Genomic DNA, 22,852 nt, shown 5'->3' on the forward strand with positions numbered 1-22,852 from the left:
TATAAACAAAAGTAAATAACTAATTGATTTAATTTAATAAAAGTGATAATATGACAATTAATGAAGAAATCGTAAAAAACTGGATAGTAGACGAAGGAATATTTAGAGAAAAAAAATTAGATGATAATGCCGATTTTCACTATATTATTGAATTTCCAAAGGATAATATAATGGATGTTGTAAAACCAAGAGGTAAAGATTTTATTGTAATGGCTTGTGCAACACAAGTTTCACCACAACATTTGGAATTGATGAATAAAAGTTCTCCTAAAGAAAGAAGTGATTTTCTATTAGATGTGAATATGTCAATTAACCAATTTTTAGTTGACTGTCAATTAGCTGTAGATCAAAATTCTAATTTATTACAACAATATGTTATCACTTATCAAATTTTTGAAGATGGATTGAGTAAAAACAGCTTATTTGATGGTTTAAAAAGAGTTTTCAAATCTAAAATTCAATGTGTATGGTTAATTGAAAGAACTTTTGGTACTGTAGGTACTCCTACAGCAAATGAACCTTCAAATGAAAATTCAATGTTCATCTAGAGAGAGGGACATCTGTTTCAAGTGAAACATAAACGAAGGTATATTTTGGATGAAGAGGTATATTTCAAGTGAAAAATACACTTGAAAAACACCTTAATTTTTTTTGCTCTAATTTTAATATGAAGACTTTATTTTGATTTATTTTTAATTTAAACCTATTTTAAAAAATGAAATTTTTTATTTACACTTGAAATATATGTCATGATTTTGTTTTTTTACAAAATCTTGTTACACTTGAAATGCTTCTCTCACTCTCTCAAAAAATCATGAGAATATATCAAATGTTGTAACTGTGCTTTCAAAGTATTTAATTATAATGACTTATTTAAGTTCTATCAAAATGATTCTCAGTATGTCGTTCAGGTTCGTTGTGATGAAGGCAATATTGTTACCAGGGTAATGTAACATTCAATATTAATGGGTTTTTTTATACAAGATCTATTAATGAAAATGGTCATGCTAAATTGAATATTAATTTAGAATCTGGAGATTATATTATTACTGTACAATACGACGATTGTTACTCATTAAATGAAATTATGGTAAAATTATTCTTTTAACCCAGTTTAACAGCTATGATAATGGTTTTTATAGTTGTTTATTTATGTATACTTTTTTTATTTTTGAATTTACAATTTATATTTCGTATACTTTTTTTAATTATGAATACAAACATTTATATACTATGACATTCCATTTATTATTAGGTACACAAATCATAAAAAAGTATACATCAAGGAGTTTTTAAAATGTTTGGAAAATATAATATAGAATTAAAAAATGGAGATCAAAAATTTGCTGTAAAATATACACCTGCTAAAGTAGATATAATTGTAGACGGTGAAATTCCTGGAGAACTTGAAGAAAGGGTTAAGGAAGGTATAGGAACTCTCTATGGATTAGGTTCTGAACTTATACAATATGGTGAAAGATTCAATTCAAATGAATTAAAACCATTAACAGTTTTTGTTAAAGAACAGACAAAAGAATTTTTTAAAAACAATTCTAATTTGACTGCTGGTGAAGTATTGGAGGTATATGAAAATTTCAACCGTGATGCTGATGCATTCATTAATTCCCTTTTAAATGATGAAAGGAATTTAGAACTTGATTTAGTTAAAATTCGTGAAAAAATTGATAATGCTAAATCATTTAAAGATGAACTCAATAACATGGATTTAGAAAATGAAAATGAAGCTGTTACATCATTAAATGAAAATTCTGATGATTCAAGAGTTAAAGTAGATATAATGTAATAATTTAAGTATATCTACTTTCATCTATTTTTCATGAAAATACATTTTGTGAAATATTTCATGGCTAAATTTTTTCTATACGAAAGTTAGACAACAATTTTCACCTGTTATCCTTAATTTTTACATTTGAAATACTACTTTTATAATTGAAATGGTACTCTATTTTTCTAAAAAACACAAATTTGTAATTAGAGCTTATATTAAAAATAAAGCTATATAATTCTATTTTTCTAATGAAATAAAACTTATCGTTATTTTTATATTTAAAAAAACAATTATGATGTATTTAATTTTTTACATCATATAAAATTTTTACATTTGTTCAATGAAAAAGTTTATTAAATAGCTTATTTAAATATTAACACTGGAAATTATACTTATGTAATTTTTTCTATTTTTCATAATTTTTATATGGGTGAGGATATGGCGAATATTTTTGAAAACATTCAGAAGGAAAATGTAATTTTCAAGGATAAACAACCTTTGGATCATAGGTTTTTACCTGAAAAATTATTGCACAGAGAAGATCAGGTGACGCAAATAGCGAGATATTGGGTTGATGCCCTAAATGATGTAACACCATCTAACATTACTATTTATGGTAAAACCGGTACGGGCAAAACCGCAGCTGCAAAATTTGCACGTTCACAATTATTAGAATTTTCAGCAGACCAAGATGTTTTTATCAAGATTGAATATATCAGATGTACTGATTATACAACAGAGTATCAGGTTTTAGCTCAATTATGTCAAAAGCTTGGTCGTGATGTCCCGCACAGGGGATGGACAAAAGCGGAAGTTGTAAACACTTTCAGAGATATATTCAGAACAAATGCTTTTGGAAAAAAACTTATTTTAATTGTTATTTTGGACGAAATCGATATTTTGCTTAATAAAGATGGAGATGGAATATTATATACCTTAACAAGAACTGATAATGTTTCCATTTTATCAATAAGTAATTTCTTAGACTTTAAGGGATTAATCAAATCAAGAGTTACTAGTAGTTTAAATGATAAGGAGATTGTATTTCCACCATACGGCGCCAATCAGTTAACTGATATTTTAAATGATAGGGCTAAATTGGCTTTTAATGAAGGTGTCGTGGAAAGTGATGTAATACCTCTTTGTTCTGCAATGGCTGCTAAAGAAGAAGGGGATGCAAGGTTTGCCTTGGATTTATTGAAAACTTCAGGTTTTATAGCTGAAGAAGAAGGCTCACAATCCATTAAAAGCGATCATGTCAGAATGGCAAAGGATAGAATTGAACATGATAAATTTGTTGATGTTGTTAAAACACTTCCAACTCAACAGCAAAGGGTTTTAGAAGCTATTTTAAAATTAACTAATGAAAAAGAAGAGATTACTTCTGGTAAATTATATGAAACTTATACAGAAGTATCCAAAAAAGATGCTGTTACCTACAGAAGAATATTTGATTTTATCAATGAACTTGAAATGTTAGGTATTATTTCAACCAATACTGTTTCACGTGGTCGTGGAAAAGGTAGAACCAATATTATTAAGCTTCAATGTGATGAAGACTTACTCGAATCAAGTTTGTACTCACCTATTTAGGATTATTTTTAATCAATGTTTTCAAAATAGCCATTCTTATAGGAACAGCATTTGCTGCCTGAGTGAAATACTTGTTATATTTAGTATCATCCACATCACAAGCTATTTCATCTATTCTAGGTAAAGGATGCATAACTATTAAATCTTTACCTTCTAACATTTTTTTATTAATGATGTAAGCACCTTTTATTTTTAAATAATCCTCAATATCTACAAAACGTTCTTTTTGAATTCTGGTTACATACAACACGTTTACTTTGTCAATAATGTCTGAAATGTTTGAAACTTCTTTATAGGACATTCCAACTTTATCCAAATCATGAAGAATTTCTTGAGGCATTTTCAGTTCAGGTGGTGATACAAAGTAAAGCTCCACATTATCGTATAAAGTTAAAGCGTTAGCTAATGAGTGGACTGTACGGCCATATTTTAAATCACCTATTAATGCTATTTTTATGTTATCGATATTGCCGATTTCTTTTTTGATAGTGTATAAATCTAGTAATGTTTGAGTTGGGTGTTGGCCTGCACCGTCACCTGCATTAATTACGGGAACGTCTACCACATCAGATATAAATTTGGATACTCCTTCCAGTTCATGCCTTATTACTAGTGCATCACAGTATCCTTCATACATTTTTGCGGTATCTGCAATGCTTTCACCTTTAGATACACTTGAAGAACCTGTATTTTCAAAACCGATGCACTGTCCACTTAAACGTTTCATTGCTGTTTCAAATGACATTTTTGTTCTAGTTGATGGTTCAAAAAACATCAATCCCAAAATTTTTCCTTTCAATTCCTCTGAAATTTCTTTTGATTGAGCAACATTCTCTAGTGTAGATGCCTCGTTTAAAATATAATCAATGTCAGACCTTGTAAAATCTTTTATTGATATTATGTTTTCTAACTCAAAAATTTTAACCAACCCTTTTTTCAATTAACTCATTAATTATTTTTGCAAATTCTTCTATTTTATACTTGTTTAATGAAGGTATTTTTTCACTATTTTCAATAATTTTTTTAGATTTTCTTCTTTCGATGAAGTTTCCTATATCTGTATTAATATTATAACCAAAGTTTGAATACAAGATTGAAGATTCTATGATTTCTCTTGCAAATACTTTGTTTAAATTTGTATCTATGTCTAAATTTTCATCACTATTTACATATAATGCATAGGGTCTTTCGAGCAATGTTTTGATATTTCTTGAGATGTATCTTTTAAAAGATCCTTGAACCTTATTATTGTAGGTTGATGCACCCAGGATAATGATATTATATTTTAAAAGACAGATATCCTTTGCATTTTCTATTGAAATTAACACTACCTCTTCATTTATCAAATCTTTCAATATTTGAGCCGATTTTTTAGTGTCTTCAATTAATGTTGAATATATAACTGCTATTTTCATATTATTCTTTCGATAGGTACAACAAGAATGTCTTTAGCACCTGCATTTCTAAGGTTATTGACAAGTTCAAAGACTTCATCTTCATCAACAACAGCCTGGATGGCAACTGTTTTTTCTTTTGCTAAAACTTCAGAAACTGTAGGACCTTCCATTGAAGGCATTAATTTTCTTACAGCTTCTAAATCTTTGCTTTTGACATTCATCATTATAAGTTTTTTACCCAAAGCATCAATTACCCCTTTAACACTGCTGCTTACAGCTTCTACAAGAGGTTTTTTAGTTTCGAATGATTCTTTATTTGTAATTAGAACTATTGTACTTTCTAAAATAGTATCAATAATCTTTAAATGGTTCATTTTTAGTGTAGTTCCTGTACTGGTTAAATCAGTAATCAAGTCAGCAACACCAATAAATGGTGCAATTTCAGTTGAACCACTTAATTTAACGATTTTTGGTTCTAAACCGTGATTTTTAAAGTATTTTCTTGTTAATGTAGGAAATTCAGTAGCTACTGTCATTTCTGATGTCACGTCATTGATTGAATTTATTTTTGAATCTTCTGGAGATGCTAAAACGAGTCTTGTTTTGCCGAAGTTTAAATCAGTTAATTCAATTACTTCACTTTCACTTTCTTTTATTAAATCAATACCGGATATTCCCATGTCAACGATTCCATCAGATACAAATTCCGGTATGTCTGATGCTCTTGCAAACATTACATCAATATTTTCATTATGAGTTTTTGAGACTAATTTTCGATTATTATTATACTTTAAACCTAATCCAGCTTTTTCTAAAATATTTATTGATGGATTACTTATTCTTCCTTTTGATGGAACTGCAATTTTTAATTTCATCTCAACACCAGTTATTTTTTTTATAAATTATATTTAAAATACTTTTTTTATACCATAAATTTTTTAGGTTATCCTTAAAATTCCAAAATATTTAAATATTTAATCAGTTAATACATTACAATAACTTATGATAATCAATCATGCTCATAAGTTAATAAAAGAATTTTAGTGAGGTGAAAATATGGCAGAAATCCCAAAAGCTCCTATTGCTAGAATCATTAAAGATACTGGTGCAGAAAGAGTAAGTGAAGATGCAAAAGTTGAATTAGCTAATGCATTAGAAGAAATAGCACGTAATATTGCTATCAAAGCTAACGAAGCTGCAAGATTAGCAAAACGTAAAACTATTAAAGCTGAAGATATTAAATTCGCAGTAAACGAATTAGACTTATAATTTTTATAAGTCATTACTTTTTTTATTTTTTAAGGTGTTATTATGACAGATAATACAATATTGATTAAAAACGCATCTATTTTAAACCCTTTAAATGAAATTAAAGGAAAAAAAGATTTATTAATTAAAAATGATTTAATTTTTGAAATAAAAGATGAAATTGCAGAAGATAATGTTAATAAAATCATCGATGCAACAGATAAAATTTTACTTCCAGGTTTTATTAATACCCATACACATTTATCCATGACATTATTTAGAGGCTTAGCCGATGATTTAAGTTTAGATGAATGGTTAAATGATAATATATGGCCTATGGAAGCTAATCTTAATGGTAATTATTGTTATATTGGTGCTCTTTTAGGTGCAATCGAATTAATAAAGTCCGGAACCACAACATTTTCAGATATGTACTTTTACATGGAAGATGTTGCAAAAGCAGTAGAAGAATCAGGAATAAGGGGAGTATTATCCTATGGAATGATTGATTTTGGTGATGAAGAAAAAAGAAAAGCCGAAATCGAAAATAATATGAACTTATTTAAAAATTGTCATAATACTGCTGATGGAAGGATTAAAGTATTTTTCGGACCACATTCACCCTATACAGCTTCTGAAGAACTGTTAAAAGAAGTCAGAAAACTAGCTGATGAAAATGATATGAAAATCCATATTCATGTCAGTGAAACTCAAAAAGAAATTAATGATGTCAGTTCTGAAAAAGGTCTAAGACCATTTGAATACTTGGATTCCATTGGCTTTTTAGGGCCTGATGTTGTATGTGCACACAGTGTATGGTTAAGCGATGAGGAAATTGAAATAATCAAAAAACATGATGTTAAAGTTTCACACAATCCATGCAGTAACATGAAATTAGCATCAGGAATTGCGCCTGTCTCCAAATTACTTGAAAATGATATTTGTGTAGCTATTGGAACTGATGGTGCATCATCAAATAATAATTTGGATATTATTGAAGAGTTAAAAACTGCTAGTTTACTTCAAAAAGTGTCAACTCTTGACCCTAAAGCCTTGACATCTGATGAAGCGATAGCTATGGGAACTATTAACGGTGCAAGAGCACTTGGTTTAGATGATGAAATCGGAAGCATAGAAGTTGGTAAAAAAGCAGATTTAATTTTAATTGATACTAATAATGCTAACATGGTTCCAGATAGTTCTAAATTAAGTTCCAATATTATTTATTCCGCAAATGGATCTAATGTAGATACAACAATTTGTAATGGTCAAATATTAATGGAAAATAAAAAATTAACTACATTAGATGAAAATGAAATTTATCAAAAAGCGAAAGAAGCAATAGATGAGCTTAAAAAAGCTATCTAGCTTCAAATTTTATTTTATTTTTATTTATTATAATACTTCTTTTCCAAGCATCATTAGTTTCTGGAAAATCACTTCTAAAGTGCGCCCCTCTACTTTCACGACGTAATATAGCTGATTTTACTATTAATATGCAGATTTCAACCATATTAATTACTTCAATGGCATTTAACAGTTCAGTATTATATTGACTTTTATCAGATACATCTATGTTATCTAAATCTTTCTGCATTTCCTGTAATTCTCGTAAAGCTTCGTTCAATGTTTTTTCTTCACGTACGATAGCTACTTTTTCCCACATTAATTTTTTAATTTTATTTTTAAATTCTAATGGCTTAATTGATCCAGGCTTAATTAAACCTTCTATTCTTTCTTTTTCAGCTAAAAACATTTCATCATTTGTCTTTAGAGAAGTTTCTTTAGCTTTTTTAGCTGCACTTTCACCGGCGATTTTTCCAAATACCTGAGTATCAGCAAGAGCGTTTCCACCTAAACGATTTGCTCCATGAACTCCGCCGGACACTTCTCCACAGGCGAATAAATTAGGAAGTGATGTTGAACCATCAGTGTTTATTTTAATACCACCCATAAAGTGATGTGCTGTTGGAGCCACTTCTATAGGTTCATTTTTAATATCTACACCAACATTTTTGAATTGTAAAACCATAGTATCTAATTCTTCCTCAATTATTTCATCATCTACATGTGAAATATCAAGATATACTCCCCCATGTTCGCTTCCTCTTCCTTCAATGATTTCTTGGTAAATAGACCTTGCAACTACGTCACGGGTTGCCAATTCCATTTTTTCAGGTGAATATTTTTTCATGAAACGTTCACCATCTTTATTTAATAAAATTCCACCTTCCGCTCTAACGGCTTCAGTTACTAAAACTCCTCTTTTGGATTTTGGCTTTATCATTCCTGTTGGGTGAAATTGTACTTGCTCCATATCTATAAGATTTGCACCTGCTCTGTAAGCTATTGCAAAGCCGTCTCCATTTTTTTGAAAGGTATTGGAAGTTACAGGATATAATTGGCCGGCTCCACCACTAGCAAATATGACAGCTTTGGCCTTAAAGTAAATTAGGCTGGAATCTTTCAGGTCGAATCCGGTTGCTCCGATTACTTGGAGGCCGTCTTGAATGAGAGAAGTTATCATTACTTCTTCAATGCATTCAATGTCTCTTTTAATAATTTCTTCTTTTAATGCATTTAGTAATTCGGCACCGGTACGATCTCCCTCAAAGCATGTTCTTCTATAGGTCTGACCGCCGAAAGGTCTTTGTGCAATTTCGCCATTTTCCTGTCTGTCAAATAACGCACCATAGTTCTCCAGATCTATTAGTCTTTGGGGGGATTCATTGACTAATATATTGACTAACTTTTTATCATTAAGGTATTTTCCACCTTCTAGTGTATCTTTGATATGTGCCTCAATTGAATCTTCTTTATCTACAGCTTTAAAAACGGCATTGTATCCACCTTCTGCCATTCCAGTACAGCCTGACCTAAATGACAGCCCTTTTGATACAATAGTAGCTTTAACACCAGCATTATCTACTTCAATAGCTGCTCTTGAACCAGCCCCTCCTGATCCGACAATTAAAACATCCGTCTCAATTTTCTTAACTTCCATTTTTATACCTTTCAAAATTTATATAATTATTTTTGTTTTTAATAATTAATATAAATATGTAAATTTATATAGTATGATTATTGGAGGCAATTTGATGAAAGTTAGTGGAGAAGTTTCTTCCGGTTTGGGAAATGCAGCTTTTTTCCTTTCACAGGATTTTTATGTTAATAATTTCATCAAAAACTGTGGTTTTAAGCCATATCCAGGAACTTTAAATGTTATTGTTCCAGAAGAATATTTGGACCAAATTAATGAAATTAAAAATAGCTGTAAAAATATCATCGAGCCGGATGAAGATTTTGGTGCCGTAAAATATATTAAAGCTATATTAAATGATGAAGTTGATGTTTTTATTGTATTTCCAGCAAAAACAGAACACACTGAAAATTATTTGGAAATTATAGCTGAAAAAAAACTCAGAGATGAACTAAATTTAAAAGATGGCGATATTGTAACTTTAGAATTTTAAATCAAAAGTATTTTATATAATAATTGATATACTTTTTTATACGTTCTCAGGGCGGAGTGAAATTCTCCACCGGTGGTGATTTTTATATAAGTCCACGAGCACGAAAGCGTGTTGATTTGGTGAGATTCCAAAACCGACGGTGATAGTCCGGATGAAAGAGAATAAGTAGATTATTTTTTAGCCCTGGTTCTAGTACCCAAGGAGACATTACTATGAATCAAGAAACAAATTTAGAAAAAGGTTTTGAAGCCTTAAGACAAGGTAAATTTATTTTAGTATACGATAATGATGACAGAGAAGGCGAAATTGATATGATTATTGCCTCTGAATTTGTAACCCCAAAATCAATTTCTACTATGAGAAATGATGCTGGCGGTTTAATCTGTAACTGTATCAGTTCAAAATTCTGTGATAAAATTAACTTACCGTTTATGGTTGATATTATGGAAGCAGCTACAGAAAAATATCCTAATTTAGCTGAACTTGCTCCAAATGATATTCCATATGATGAAAGGTCTTCATTTTCAATTTGGGTTAATCACAGAAAATCATTCACTGGTGTAACTGACCATGATAGGGCTATGACTATTAGTGAAATGGCTAAATTGTTTAGAGATGAAAGATTTGACGAATTCGGTAAAACATTTAGATCACCTGGTCACGTTTGCCTTTTGAGAGGAGCGGTTGACACGGTTAAAAACAGAAGAGGACATACTGAAATTGGTCTTGCAATGTGTGAGATGGCTGGTGTCACTCCTGTTTGTGTCGTTTGTGAAATGATGGATGGTGAAACCGGTCAGGCAACTTCTTTTGAAGATGCTCAAAGATATGCTGAAGAAAATGATTTGGTTCTTCTTAGAGGAAACGATATCATTAAAAAATATTTAGAAGAATACTAACTATACATGTTAGTATTATCCATTCTTTTATTTTGAATATAGTTAATTATAAATTGGGTAATTTGTTGTATCTTGTATGAGTTATAAATACTGAATACAACATATTTACCGTCATGCATTCCTATTTTTAATCCGTCACGTATTTCCTTTGTAGGTTCTACGAGAGAAATTTTATCCCATGTAATTCTTAGTGTTTTACTTTTTAGAGCTTTTTCAAAATGAATTCCGTCATCCAGGATTTTTACTTTTTTAACTACACGACGGTTTTTTGGAGAAGCTATTTGGATATCTCCATTTTCATCAAATACATAATCAGGAATCAAACATGTTGCTTTCCATCCTTGTTTTATTTTTTTTGCTACCTGATGTCTATCTTTTTTTGTTAGTTTAACTCCTTGTTCTGGACTTAAGTTAAGAGCCATTATATCACCTTATCTTTAATTTCATTAAATGGAATTATACGATTAAATTTAACTTCACTTGCCATATTAGCTATTTTTTCTACATCTATTGATTCTTCTACTAAATCTAGTGCCGCTTTTGTAAATAAGTCATATCGGATTTCTATTTCTGGTGTAAAACCTCTTGTTTTCAATTTAAGTTTTCCGACACTTAACACATCATCTACTTTTGTGTTGTTTTGAATATAAGGAACTACGTTATCGAATATATCTTGGTTATATACTTTATTTAATAGTATTGCTTTTACATTTACACCAAATTTTTCTAGCATGTTTGCATGTGCCGCCAAATCAACTGCAGCAGATTCTATTCCGCCTTTATTAACACCAGATATTAATAGCATAGGGATGTTTGATGACATTGCAATTTCTGCAGCAGAAAATGGAACTTTTTCATTTAAAAGACCAGTAAATACACTCATTACACCTTCAATTAATACAATATCATAATCTGATGAGTTCAATTTAGCTATTGTAGATTCAATATCCATCCAGCCTAAATGTCCAATTTTAATGGAACTGAATTCGTTCATATAGTCTTTAGTCAAGTATAATCCAGGTATAATATCTCGAACATCAGGACCAACTTTTAAAAGAGCCACTTTATACCCTCTTTTTCTAAGTGAACCTGCCAAACCTGTTAAAATGAAAGTTTTGCCTGAATCAGATCCGTTACTTCCAATCATTAAGAATTTAGGCTTATTGTTAATCTTTCTTTTAGGTATTTTTATACCGGTTCCTATTCCTACTTCGCTTTGAAGGTATTCTTTGACAAGTTTGTTTCTATTGTAAATATATTCAATATCACTGGCATCTATCTGATTTAGGAGATTTTCTACCAATATAGGATTTTCATCCAAAATATTATGAATCATTGTTCCGATAACATTTCCATCATCGTTGCATGCTCCAGAGAATATATTATAATCTCCAGCTTTATTTGTATCTCCATAATTCATTCTTTGGACTTTTGAGTAGAATAATGGCTTGGCATCACCCACTACCTTTCCATAGGTATGTGTATGAAAACCGTTCACGTCTTCCGTCTGGTTTTTAGTTAGGAATGAGTTATCATAAACTTTAGCTACTACTCTGTCACTTGTAATCAAAGGTGAAAATTCAACATCTATCAATCCAAGACCATCTTTTACAATAGGTACTTCAGATTTTCTTCCAATGTCTATTTGATTTGAAAGCAATTGAAAACCGGCACAAATTCCAATAATTGGTTTTCCCATTTTTGCCATTTTTAGGATTTCTTTATTCAAATCCATATTAATGTCATTGGATTCGATTAATGTCCCACCAGGTATAATTAATGCATCAAGCTCTTCACTTGCCTTATTTCCATTAACTAAACCATTTTCCTTTATTATATCTGTTGGCAATTTTCCAAATTCTTCAAATCCCGGAACAGCACCTTTAACATATGCAAGTCCAATTTTTGTCATAAGAATAACCTCACTACTATTATGATTTTAATAATTTTTAAACTTTTTTTGACATGCATTTCAAGTGTAAAATTATCTTTAATGTGGTTAATTAATTAAAAAAAATAAGTGGTTAGGGTTAAAATAACCCTGTTTATTGAGTGTTTTCAAATACACTCATAGCTTTAATGATTTTTTCATCATCTAAAGGTTTAGCTTGTATTTGAAGACCTACTGGAATATCGTTAACTGTACCTGCTGGAATACTTCCTGCCGGAATACCTGCAAGGTTTGCAATAACAGTCAATACATCGTAGGCATACATTTCCATAGGGTCCAATTCTTCACCAATTTCGTGAGGAAGTTTAGGGACAGTAGGACCTACAATCAAGTCAACATTTTCAAGCATTGAGTTGATTTCGTTACGAATAAGTGATCTTGCTTTAAGAGCTTTTTTATAGTATTTTCCACTGAATTCAGCTTGTGCAATGTGAGAACCGATTTTAATTCTTCTTAAAACTTCATCTCCACAAACTTCTTCAATTCTGTATCCGTAATCTCTTCCATCATATTTTCTTGTAGCTGAGAAGAATTCAACATAGTTAATTAAGTAATATGTAGGTAAACATAAATCAATATGGTCAAATGAAACTTCTACAAGCTCAGCACCAGCATCAACTAGTTTATTAATAGCTTTATTAACAGTTTTATTAATTTCATCATCTGTTACTTCAATGAAATCATTACAGATAGCTATTTTCATACCTTCAAGGGATTTTTCTTCTAAACATTCAGTGAAGTCTGGTTCCTCCCAGTTTAATGTGGTACATTCGGTTTCATCATAGTCAACAATTGTATTTAATGCAAGTGCAATTCCACTGACATCTTCTGCAAATGGTCCAATTTGGTCTAAACTCATTGATAAATCAAGTAAACCTTGTCTTGATACTGCACCGTAAGTTGGTTTAAATCCAATAACACCACAATGTGATGCAGGGTTTCTAATGGATCCACCAGTATCTGAACCTAATGCAATATCACACATTTGAGCTGCAACTGCTGCAGCACTACCTCCTGATGATCCACCAGGAATTCTGCCTAAAGCATTAGGGTTTTGGGTTGGTCCATAATAAGAAGTTTCAGTTGAACTACCAGCTGCAAATTCGTCCATGTTTGCAATACCAATAATTATTCCATCTTCTGCTAATATATTATCGACTACAGTTGCATTGTAACTTCCTAAGTAATTTTCCAATGTTTTTGAAGCAGCAGAAATAATCAAGTCTTCTATATTAATGTTTGCCTTAATAGCAAACACTAAACCTGCTAAGCTTCCAACTTCTTCTCCATTAGCTATTTTTGCATCAATTGCTTCAGCTTGTTTTAATGCATTTTCTTCGTTTAATTCTATAAAAGCATTAATGGAGTCATTTTTTTCTTCTATAACTTTAAGAAAGTGTTCAACATTTTCCTTAGCGGTTAATTCTCCATTTTTGATGGAATTTAATTTTTCAATAACATTCATTAAAACACCTTAGATAAATATAATAGATATAATTATATTTTTTAATGTTTATATAAGTTAGTTTTTTAATTATAACTTATAACTTATAATTATAATTTTTCTTGTAAAACTTATAACTTATAACTAACTCAAAACTTTTAAATATTAACAAGATTTTATTATTTACTATGAAAAAGGCTGTTGTATTTGATAATTCTGGGACATTGATTGAGCGTTATAGAGTTATTAAGGATGTTATGTTAGGAAATATTTTCACGGATATTAATTCACTTGATTTAATTGATCAAAATGAGTTTTTAGCATTAGTTGTCCTTCAATACAATACAAATAAATTGCTTGACTTAGATTCCAATACATTGATTTCAGATGTTATTAAAGAATATGATATAGACTTTGATGTAAGTTTTACTAACATTGAAACTACAAAAGATGAGATTAGGGAAATATTGTTTAATGAAAAATCGGCTGTTATATCAGACATTACTGACGGCTTTCCAATTTTACGAAAAAAAGTTCCTAAGATGGAGTTATGTAATGGATCAGCAGTTATAATTGATATTGATGTTGGAATTATAGCTTATACTATTACTTCAGCAGGTAAATTATTTGACGGTGTTGTTGATACGGTCGACAATTTAAAATCTAAAGGTTATGAAATATTTTTAGCTTCAGGAGATAGAAAAGGAGCCATTAATAGACTTGCAGACATGCTGGATATTAGTGAAGATAATGCATATGGTAGTGTCTCCACTCGTGGTAAATGTAAAGTAGTTAAATCTCTTCAAGATGATGGATATAAAGTAATGATGGTTGGAGATGGTTTAAACGATGTTTTAGCATTTAAACAAGCTGATGTTAGTGTATTGACTATTGAACAGCAAGAAGAAGTATCACCTAAATTAATGGATAAAACTGACTATATTATCGAAGATATTCGTGAAGTTAAAGATATAGATTTTTAAATAGTGTTTCAATTACTTTTTTGCTTTTTAATATATTATCAAAATTATTTAGCTCTATAATTCCTTTTTTAACTTTTTTCAGCAACTCTAAATCTAGAGTACCTTCACCTAATGTAATATGCTGGTCTTTTATTCCATCATTATCGTTTAAATGACAATAGGTTATGTCTTTCAGGTTCAGCAATTCTTCTGTATTTCCTGTTGTATTTCCATGTCCTACATCTATGGTCAAATTACATCCACATTCGCTTTTAATCATTTCAAGCTCTTCTATTTTGTTTCCAAGAAATGCCTGACGAACCGGCAGATTTTCAACAGAAATTATCACGTTATCTGCATAATCAACTAACTCTGAAATGCTTTCACATGCAAGTTCCAGTGCCGCTTTTCTAAGTGGCGGATCGTTTCTGCCGATTTTACCTGCATGAAGAGTAATTGCATGAGCATTAATTCTTTCTGCATAATCAATACATTCTTTCATTTGTTTAACACTTTCGGCCCTAATGCCTTCATTTAAACTGGCTATGTTGATATCCACAGTAGGAGCATGGATACACACTTCTAAACCGCAGTCTTTAAAGGCCATTGTATTTTCCTTTTTAAAGAATGGTGATTCTCCAAGTATTTCTATCATATCAAAGTTATATTTATGTGCTTTTTTGATAATTTCTAAGTTATCATCCATAAACATGGACAGTGTTGTAAAACCTACTTTCATATTTATATATTAGATTATCATATATAATAAATGTTGATATATGTCAAAATTTTACATAAGTGATAAGTTATGAAAGAATTAAATGAAAGCCATATAAAAATTTTAAAGCATTTTTCCAATGGTATAACTCATAATTTAATCTTATGGATTATTTCCAAAGGTTCCATTCATGGATATGGAATTATGAAAAAATTAGATGATTTTTTTGACTTTGGAAATGATGATTGTGAGTTAAAATCTTCTTCTAGTAAGGTTTATCCAATTTTGAGAAAAATGGAAAGTAATGGTCTTATCCTTGGTGAATGGCAAACTGTCAATAACAAAAGAGTAAAATTTTACTCTATTACTGAAGATGGAGAAATTGTTTTGAATCATATTAAAAGTAATATGATTAACGTTTTGGAAAATCCATCATGGTTATCTTTCATTGAAGATATGACTGGAAGAAAAGTTAAGTAGGTGAATTTAGATGAATGCAATCGAAACAAAAAGCCTTACCAAAGTTTATAAAGATTTCACTGCTGTAAATTCCCTAAATTTAGAGATTCCTGATAATACTATATTTGGAATGTTAGGTCCAAATGGTGCCGGTAAAACTACGACTATCAAAATGTTAACTTGTTTAATCCAACCTACTTCTGGTGAAGCTACTGTTGGAGGTTATGATATTAAGAAAAATCCAGATGAAGTTAGAAGACTTTTAGGCATGGTACCTCAACAGGTAAGTTTATACAAGGATTTAACAGTTATGGAAAATTCTCAACTATGCGCAGACTACTATGGAATTAATCCTAATGAAAGGGATTCTCGTATTGAAGATTTAATGGAACTTGTAGATATTAAATATGCAAAAGACAAATTAATTTCCCAGCTATCTGGAGGCCAAAAACAAAAAGCTTCTCTTGTTGCTAGCTTAGTTCACAGACCAAAAATATTATTTTTAGATGAGCCAACTATTGGTCTTGACCCTACAACAAAAAGAACACTATGGGATTTAATCCGTGAATTGAATGATAATGGACATACTATTATCTTATGTTCTCATGATATGCATGAAGTTGATATGTTATGTGATAATGTTGGAATTATCAATACAGGTAATTTAGTGGCTTATGACACGCCACAGGGCCTTAAAGATACACTTTTAGAGTCAAACAAAAAAGAAATTTCAGATACTCTATCTCAGATTTCAGCTGAGAGTGAAGTGAATACTTCAACAAAAGAGGACATCGAAAATTTATCTTTAAGAAAAATGTCTTTTTTACTTAAAAGCAATGATGAAAATATTATCAATTCATTAAAAGGGAATTCTCATGTTGAAAGTATCGAAATAGCCCATAATGGTCGTATTAATTTAAGAATAGATTATTTTGATGATGATGCGGTTAACAGTGTTTTGGATAGTGTAATTAATTCAAATGGTGTAATCAAATCTATTACAACTGAAGAACCGTCCCTTGAGGATGTTTTTATTAAAGCCACATCAGAGGTGAATGAAGATGATAGAGTTTAAGAAATTTGGATGGATGATAAAAAAAGAGTTAATTTCACTTAAAAGACATCCTGTTCGTCTGGTTTCTATTATTGCATTTCCAATAATCATGATTTTGCTTTTTGGTTATGGTATGGGTGGAGACATGACGGATTTACCTATCGTTGTTGTAAGTCAGTCTCATGGTGATTTAACAGATATAACATTGGATACCATTAAATCAACAGAAACGTATCATGTTGTTAAAATAATTGATGACTCGGGAGAAGCAGAAAGAATGGTGGATAATGGTGAAGTTAAAGCAGCTATTATCATGCCTGAAGATTATGATGATACAAACTCGTCGAATCAAAAAGCGGTCACGCTTTATTTGGATTCTTCTGATCAGATGGCTTCACAAATTTTGGATTCATCAACTCAGGCAATATTTTATAGATTATCTAATATGGTAGCATCAGGTTCCGTTACTGCAGTTAGTGAAAATTCAACTGCCACTCCAACTTTGAACCATCAGTTAAATAATTTTAAAGATGATATTGGTCTTCATATTAATAGAATCTATGGGAATATTAAATACATTGACTTTTTAGTACCTGCAATCTTGGGTATGACAATAATGATGAGTTGTATGATGGGTATGGGTGCAACTATTGCTGGTGAAAGAGAAACAGGTGAACTGGCACGTTTATTCATGACTCCAACTTCTGTCGCTACTGTTATAGGTGGGAAAATTGCTGCAAAATTACTTATTGAGCTGGTAAGGGCGTTAATATTAATTTTCATGGCAATATTACTATTCAATGTAAGTATTAAAGGTGGTGTATTGCAGACCTTCATTGTTTTAGTATTTGGAGCTCTGTGTTTTGTTGGTTTTGGTATAATGTTGTCTGCAAGAACTCAGACTCAAGAAGACTATGCTCAAGTTGTTATGCCTTTTTCAATGCCTATGATGTTTGTTTCAGGAGTATTTTATCCGATTGAAACAATGCCTTGGATTTTACAAAAATTAGCTTATATTTTCCCATTGACTTATTTAAATGATGCAATGCGAGGAATTATGCTTAAAGGTCAATCATTAGGTGATGTTTGGTTTGATTTAGTTATTCTTTTAGGTTACACACTTGTATTCTTTATAATTGGTGTAAAAAGATTTAATAGAGATGTTTAGGAGGGTTTAAAATGTATAAAAAATTTAGTATAGCTATAATTATTGTATTAATAGGTTTAACTCCAATTGCTGGTGCAGATTGGATTTCTTTTGGGCATGATTATACACATGCAGGATTTGTTAATGATGAGTCTGACTTTGTCACGAACTTATGGAATTTTAATTTTGGCTCACCAATTTTTTCATCTCCCGCAATCTCTGGTGACTACATATATTTATCTTCAAGTAATGGTCAATTAAAATCAATAGATATGGAAGATGGTAGTGAAAACTGGAGCATCGATTTAAAATCTAATACTAATGCTTCACCAATTGTGCATAATAAAACATTGTATATAGGTAGTGAAGATTCTTTTAGTGCAATTAATATAGAAAATCATAGTGTAATATGGGATTATTCAACTTCATCTCCAATAAGCTCAACTCCATATTTATATGAGGATGTAGTTTATGTGGGATGTGATGATGGACATTTGTATGGATTTGATAATAAAACAGGTGATGTAAAATTCGATGTTGATTTAGATGGTAAATTACAATCCTCTCCGATTGTTATTAATGACACTGCCTATATCGGATCCACTAATGGAAAGTTGTATGCTGTGGGCATTGATTCCAAAAACATCACATGGGAATATACTACAGGTGATTCAATATATTCTTCACCTGCATATTGCGATGAAAAAATATTTTTCGGAAGTGATGATGGTAATTTATATGCAGTCAATGAATCTGACGGAAAATTAGAATGGAAAGTTGATTTGAACAATAGAGTCAGGTCATCTCCGACAGTAGATGAGCATGATAATAATGTTTTCATAGGTTCTGATGAAGGAAACATTACATGTTTGGATGTTCGTGATGGAGTAAAAAAATGGAGTCATTCTGTTGGTGGAGCTATTCAATCAACACCTGCACTTAAAGAAAACTTAATTTCTTTTGGATCCAATAATGGAAATGCCTATATTTTAAATAAATACACGGGATTGGAAGAGTTTAGCTATAATCCTGGAACAATATTATTTAACTCTCCAATTACTTCTTCACCAGCAATTAATGGAAATAGCTTGTTCGTTGCAGGAAATGATGGATATATATACTCCCTTAATATTGAAAAACATGAAGTTCCAACTTCCGTATTTTTATATTATGCATTAGCTATTTTACTTATTGTTTTAGTGATAGCCATTGTAGTAATTCGAAAAATTAAAAAATAAATTAGTCTTTTTAGACTAATTTTTTTTAATTATTATTAACCATCAACCAAAATTCAATTTTGACGACATCCAATAGAAAATAAATTAATTTTATTAATTATAATATGATTTAACGAAGATTTCATTAATGAAACATATAAATTATTGCATTTTCTGCTTAAGAATTAGTTAGTTATAATCTTGTTGATATGGATTCAAGAAAATGGCAAAACAGCAAAATTAAATATAAAAAAAATAAGATGAGGAAAAAGTAATCCTCATGCACTTATATGAATTTTATTAGAAGTTATTGCAGTTTCATACTCTGATGTGATGATATATTCGCCAGGCATTAAATTAATGGTTAAACTAGCATAACCTTGATTATCTGTAATTCTATTATAGAATACTCCATTGACATTAAATCTGATGGTTTTATCGGATAATGCTTTACCTTGACCGTCAACTAATTTAGCTTGGAAACGATGACCATCCTTATATTTCATAGTTAAATCTTCACCAGTTAATATAGGCAATACTTTAATATGGTTTGAATATTGTAAACCCTTATACTCTGCAGTTATGGTGTAATCTCCAGGGTTTAGGTTGATGTTCATTTTAGCATAACCGTTTGCATCAGTAGTTTTGGTATAGAATACACCGTTGATATTGAATTTAACTGTTTCACCTGCCTTAGCTGGAGTACCATCATCATTTAAGACTTTAATATAATATTGTGAGTCGTTTTTATAATATTTTACAAGATCATTACCTTCCAAGATTGATAGAACAGTAATTTGGTTTCCACGACTTTCACCGTTAGGATGTGTTGCAGTGATGATATACTTACCAGGATTAAGGTTAATGTTCATTCTAGCATAACCGTTTGCATCAGTGGTTCTGGTATAGAATACACCATTAATATTAAAAGTGACATTTGTATTTTTCAATGGATTTCCTTTGGAATCCAAGAACTTAGCATAATATTGTGTTCCATTTCTGAAATATTTTACAATGTCTTTACTTTCTATAGTTGATTTGATTGTAACAGTATTTTCAGTAAATGCAAATTCGTTTTTATTATCACCAGGATAAACTGCAGTGATAGTTAGTTTACCTGGGTCAATATTAAGAGTGATTGATGCTTTACCTTCACTATCAGTTGGTCTGGTGTAAACTACACTATTGATTATGAATTTAACATCTTTTGAAGTTATTGGATTGTTGTTTGCATCAGTCACGGTGACTGCATATTTTGAACCGTCCTTATAATACATTTCAAAGTCTTTTCCAACGATGTTGGTTGTTGACTCATTGTCAAACATACAGATTGCACAGTTGGTAACGCTGGAAGCATAATAATTGGTTTCACCATCATAGCTTGAAACAATATTATAATACCCATTTTTCAAATTGGATAAGATCAAACTAGCTTTTCCCTGACTATCAGTGATTCTTGGATTTTTATAACCATTGACATCAATAGTAACTGTTTTTCCTGACAATGCTTTTCCATTAGCATCGGTTAATGTAACTTCATAATTTACAGCCAAAACAGGTTCTTTTAAAACAATATTGTTTCCATTTAATGAAGTTTTTAATTTTCCTTCAACCACGTTAACCATTTTATTGGCATTGAAATTAGGTCCTGATAGATAAACGGTCATAGGGCCAAGTGTTTTTCCAACATATTTTGATGAACCAATATTTTTATGAATGGTAAGTGTTTCAAAATTTGGAGTTGCACTAATATCAAAATCTCCCATTTCTCCACCTACATCACCATTTGAATTTGATGCAAATCTTACAAGATTTACTTCTTGATTTTGTTTGATTTCATCAGGAATTATTGATTGCAAAATAACCCATGACCTTATATTATTAACATTATAATTATGTAGTTTATCTTGACTAGGTTTTGATTGAGCTCCCCAATAATTCATTTCAAATGAACCAACATTTGAATTAAATATTTCAACATCATCTCCGGAGTTTCTTGCATCATTATCTATAAATATATTATGAGATGCAGAAAATGGGTTTTCATTAACAAATACAGCTCCACCGGCATGACCAGCGTAATTGCGTAAAAATACATGACCTCTTAAATCTAAAACTGAACTTTTAACAGCAAATATGGCTCCACCACTACCGCCATCACCAGTTGCACTATTATCATAAAAATAAGAATGACCGGATAGAGAAATTGATTGAGAATCCCCTATATGCATTGCTCCACCAGAAGTAGATGCAGTATTTTTATAAAAAACATTTTTACCTGAAAATGAAATAGGAGTCAAATAAGAATGAAATGCTCCTCCAGAAATTGCTCTGTTAGAATCAAAATTGTTATTTGCTGAAGATGTGAAACTGGTAGCTTTTTCATTAGCTATAGCTCCACCGGAAATATCTGCAACATTATTTTTAAACACATTATCGCCAGATAATACAAATTGAGATGATAAACTATTGTCAATAGCTCCACCCCTACCGGCATGATTTGATGTAAATGTAGCTTTTCCAGCTAAATTAAAAGTTGCATCTTCATTAGCTATTGCTCCGCCTTTACCTACAGGGTCACTATTTGAACCAGTAGCCCGATTGTTAGTAAAAGTAGTGATTGCATCTATTTCAAATATAGCGAGGTGGTTGAAAATAGCTCCCCCATCTAAAGCGGCTTGATTATTGGTGAATATTGCTTCACCTTTAATAATGGCATGGGAATTTGAAAATACATTAAGTATAGCACCAGCTTTACCACTATTATCCTTATTATTAGCTAAATTTCCATTAAAAGTATTTTTTCCATTAATTATTAGTGTAGAACCAGCATTATTGGATATGGCTCCACCATCATTAGTAGCTCTATTATTTGAAAACGTATTAGTACCATATAAATTTGTAGAAGCACCCATTGATGCACCAATAGCACCCCCCGTTTTACCATAATTATTTTCAAATACACAATTGTTAATAGTTAAAGATCCAAGGTTTATAATAGCACCACCTTCATGGCTGGCCTGATATGTTGATTTAAAACAATTTGCATTGATTATTTTAAGATTTGATAAAGTTAATGATCCTCCTGGATTAATTACAAATGCTCTTCTTAAATCATTAGCATTTATAGTATGACCATTACCATTAATTTCAACATTTCTACCACCATTTATATACACATCCTCATCACCGGACAAACACGTTACATCCCCAGTTAAAGTTATTTGATCAGATGAAGATATTGCTCTTCTTAAATCTGAAAAACTACCTTGAACATCTGCTGAAATTATCTCATTATCTGCAGGTATACCAAGATTATTTGCATCTGATGTAATTAATCCACCATCTTCATCAATGGGTAATTGAGTATTATTTTCCATTGCAGAAACACTTGAAATAGATATCGTGAATAATATCAAACAAATGCAAATAAATAATTTATATTTCATAAAACCCCTCCCTTGTAAAAATTTTACTGTGCTACCCAACTACCTGCCCCAC

Annotated in this window: 21 protein-coding genes and 1 riboswitch; of the genes, 12 read left to right on the forward strand and 9 right to left on the reverse strand. The window is 30.7% G+C overall.

Features of this window, described 5'->3' with window-relative positions:
- The first annotated feature begins 50 nt into the window (after positions 1-50).
- The 3 genes from ACKI3Q_RS10645 to ACKI3Q_RS10655 all read left to right on the forward strand — a co-directional run bounded on the left by ACKI3Q_RS10645 (position 51) and on the right by ACKI3Q_RS10655 (position 3,382).
- A complete protein-coding gene (locus ACKI3Q_RS10645) occupies positions 51-548 on the forward strand; it encodes a DUF2299 domain-containing protein (protein WP_407416565.1) in 498 nt (165 codons plus the stop codon).
- A gap of 749 nt (positions 549-1,297) precedes the next feature.
- Positions 1,298-1,804 carry a hypothetical protein gene (locus ACKI3Q_RS10650; protein ID WP_407416566.1) on the forward strand — a complete coding sequence of 169 codons (507 nt, stop codon included), beginning with the start codon at positions 1,298-1,300 and terminating at the stop codon, positions 1,802-1,804.
- Positions 1,805-2,227: 423 nt separating this feature from the next.
- Entirely contained in the window at positions 2,228-3,382 is a 1,155-nt protein-coding gene (locus ACKI3Q_RS10655; protein WP_407416567.1) for a Cdc6/Cdc18 family protein, read from the forward strand.
- Here the strand turns inward: ACKI3Q_RS10655 and pyrB are convergent.
- The 3 genes from pyrB to hisG are packed head-to-tail and all read right to left on the reverse strand — an operon-like array spanning position 3,375 to position 5,654.
- Positions 3,375-4,310, reverse strand: a complete 936-nt coding sequence (gene pyrB / locus ACKI3Q_RS10660; RefSeq protein ID WP_407416568.1) for an aspartate carbamoyltransferase — start codon at positions 4,308-4,310, stop codon at positions 3,375-3,377. The genes ACKI3Q_RS10655 and pyrB overlap by 8 nt on opposite strands.
- The gene (locus ACKI3Q_RS10665; protein WP_407416569.1) at positions 4,303-4,797 is read right to left on the reverse strand and encodes a flavodoxin domain-containing protein; all 495 of its coding nucleotides are present in this window, start codon (positions 4,795-4,797) and stop codon (positions 4,303-4,305) included. The genes pyrB and ACKI3Q_RS10665 overlap by 8 nt, the downstream gene beginning before the upstream one ends.
- Complete coding sequence (hisG, locus tag ACKI3Q_RS10670; protein ID WP_407416570.1) at positions 4,794-5,654, reverse strand: ATP phosphoribosyltransferase; 861 nt, start codon at positions 5,652-5,654, stop codon at positions 4,794-4,796. The genes ACKI3Q_RS10665 and hisG overlap by 4 nt, the downstream gene beginning before the upstream one ends.
- A 181-nt stretch (positions 5,655-5,835) precedes the next feature.
- Here hisG and ACKI3Q_RS10675 point away from each other — a divergent pair, with 181 nt between their 5' ends.
- Positions 5,836-6,048 (forward strand): histone family protein, encoded by a 213-nt coding sequence (locus tag ACKI3Q_RS10675; RefSeq protein ID WP_407416571.1) that lies wholly within the window; start codon positions 5,836-5,838, stop codon positions 6,046-6,048.
- A gap of 42 nt (positions 6,049-6,090) precedes the next feature.
- Complete coding sequence (locus ACKI3Q_RS10680; RefSeq protein WP_407416572.1) at positions 6,091-7,395, forward strand: amidohydrolase family protein; 1,305 nt, start codon at positions 6,091-6,093, stop codon at positions 7,393-7,395.
- Here ACKI3Q_RS10680 and tfrA read toward each other — a convergent pair.
- Positions 7,388-9,031, reverse strand: coding sequence for a fumarate reductase (CoM/CoB) subunit TfrA (gene tfrA / locus ACKI3Q_RS10685; protein ID WP_407416573.1), 1,644 nt, complete (start codon positions 9,029-9,031; stop codon positions 7,388-7,390). The two genes, ACKI3Q_RS10680 and tfrA, sit on opposite strands and share 8 nt — an antisense overlap.
- Before the next feature lie 94 nt (positions 9,032-9,125).
- Here tfrA and ACKI3Q_RS10690 point away from each other — a divergent pair, with 94 nt between their 5' ends.
- Positions 9,126-9,500, forward strand: a complete 375-nt coding sequence (locus tag ACKI3Q_RS10690; protein WP_407416574.1) for a DUF120 domain-containing protein — start codon at positions 9,126-9,128, stop codon at positions 9,498-9,500.
- A 38-nt stretch (positions 9,501-9,538) separates the two neighbouring features.
- Positions 9,539-9,667, forward strand: a riboswitch (FMN riboswitch).
- A 45-nt stretch (positions 9,668-9,712) separates the two neighbouring features.
- Complete coding sequence (ribB, locus tag ACKI3Q_RS10695; protein WP_407416575.1) at positions 9,713-10,399, forward strand: 3,4-dihydroxy-2-butanone-4-phosphate synthase; 687 nt, start codon at positions 9,713-9,715, stop codon at positions 10,397-10,399.
- Here ribB and ACKI3Q_RS10700 read toward each other — a convergent pair.
- The 3 genes from ACKI3Q_RS10700 to gatA all read right to left on the reverse strand — a co-directional run bounded on the left by ACKI3Q_RS10700 (position 10,396) and on the right by gatA (position 13,815).
- Positions 10,396-10,821 (reverse strand): hypothetical protein, encoded by a 426-nt coding sequence (locus tag ACKI3Q_RS10700; protein ID WP_407416576.1) that lies wholly within the window; start codon positions 10,819-10,821, stop codon positions 10,396-10,398. The two genes, ribB and ACKI3Q_RS10700, sit on opposite strands and share 4 nt — an antisense overlap.
- Entirely contained in the window at positions 10,821-12,311 is a 1,491-nt protein-coding gene (locus ACKI3Q_RS10705) for a cobyrinic acid a,c-diamide synthase (protein WP_407416577.1), read from the reverse strand. The genes ACKI3Q_RS10700 and ACKI3Q_RS10705 overlap by 1 nt, the downstream gene beginning before the upstream one ends.
- Before the next feature lie 133 nt (positions 12,312-12,444).
- The gene (gene gatA / locus ACKI3Q_RS10710; protein WP_407416578.1) at positions 12,445-13,815 is read right to left on the reverse strand and encodes an Asp-tRNA(Asn)/Glu-tRNA(Gln) amidotransferase subunit GatA; all 1,371 of its coding nucleotides are present in this window, start codon (positions 13,813-13,815) and stop codon (positions 12,445-12,447) included.
- A 167-nt stretch (positions 13,816-13,982) separates the two neighbouring features.
- On the opposite strand from gatA, the gene ACKI3Q_RS10715 reads away from it, so the two are divergent.
- Positions 13,983-14,777 (forward strand): HAD family hydrolase, encoded by a 795-nt coding sequence (locus ACKI3Q_RS10715; RefSeq protein ID WP_407416579.1) that lies wholly within the window; start codon positions 13,983-13,985, stop codon positions 14,775-14,777.
- Here ACKI3Q_RS10715 and ACKI3Q_RS10720 read toward each other — a convergent pair.
- Positions 14,758-15,495, reverse strand: coding sequence for a sugar phosphate isomerase/epimerase family protein (locus tag ACKI3Q_RS10720; RefSeq protein WP_407416580.1), 738 nt, complete (start codon positions 15,493-15,495; stop codon positions 14,758-14,760). The genes ACKI3Q_RS10715 and ACKI3Q_RS10720 overlap by 20 nt on opposite strands.
- A 69-nt stretch (positions 15,496-15,564) precedes the next feature.
- On the opposite strand from ACKI3Q_RS10720, the gene ACKI3Q_RS10725 reads away from it, so the two are divergent.
- Genes ACKI3Q_RS10725 through ACKI3Q_RS10740 form a run of 4 tightly spaced genes read left to right on the forward strand, consistent with a single transcriptional unit; the run spans position 15,565 to position 19,372 of the window.
- On the forward strand, positions 15,565-15,954 hold the full coding sequence (locus ACKI3Q_RS10725; protein ID WP_407416581.1) for a PadR family transcriptional regulator: 390 nt from the start codon (positions 15,565-15,567) through the stop codon (positions 15,952-15,954).
- 10 nt (positions 15,955-15,964) lie between these two features.
- A complete protein-coding gene (locus ACKI3Q_RS10730) occupies positions 15,965-17,008 on the forward strand; it encodes an ATP-binding cassette domain-containing protein (protein WP_407416582.1) in 1,044 nt (347 codons plus the stop codon).
- Entirely contained in the window at positions 16,995-18,155 is a 1,161-nt protein-coding gene (locus tag ACKI3Q_RS10735) for an ABC transporter permease (RefSeq protein WP_407416583.1), read from the forward strand. The genes ACKI3Q_RS10730 and ACKI3Q_RS10735 overlap by 14 nt, the downstream gene beginning before the upstream one ends.
- Before the next feature lie 11 nt (positions 18,156-18,166).
- Positions 18,167-19,372 carry a PQQ-binding-like beta-propeller repeat protein gene (locus tag ACKI3Q_RS10740; protein WP_407416584.1) on the forward strand — a complete coding sequence of 402 codons (1,206 nt, stop codon included), beginning with the start codon at positions 18,167-18,169 and terminating at the stop codon, positions 19,370-19,372.
- A 257-nt stretch (positions 19,373-19,629) separates the two neighbouring features.
- Here the strand turns inward: ACKI3Q_RS10740 and ACKI3Q_RS10745 are convergent, their stop codons facing one another.
- Positions 19,630-22,800 (reverse strand): hypothetical protein, encoded by a 3,171-nt coding sequence (locus ACKI3Q_RS10745; protein ID WP_407416585.1) that lies wholly within the window; start codon positions 22,798-22,800, stop codon positions 19,630-19,632.
- Between the last annotated feature and the right edge of the window lie 52 nt (positions 22,801-22,852).

This window comes from Methanobrevibacter sp. (genome assembly GCF_045636185.1).
In the GTDB taxonomy this organism is placed as follows: Archaea; Methanobacteriota; Methanobacteria; order Methanobacteriales; family Methanobacteriaceae; genus Methanocatella.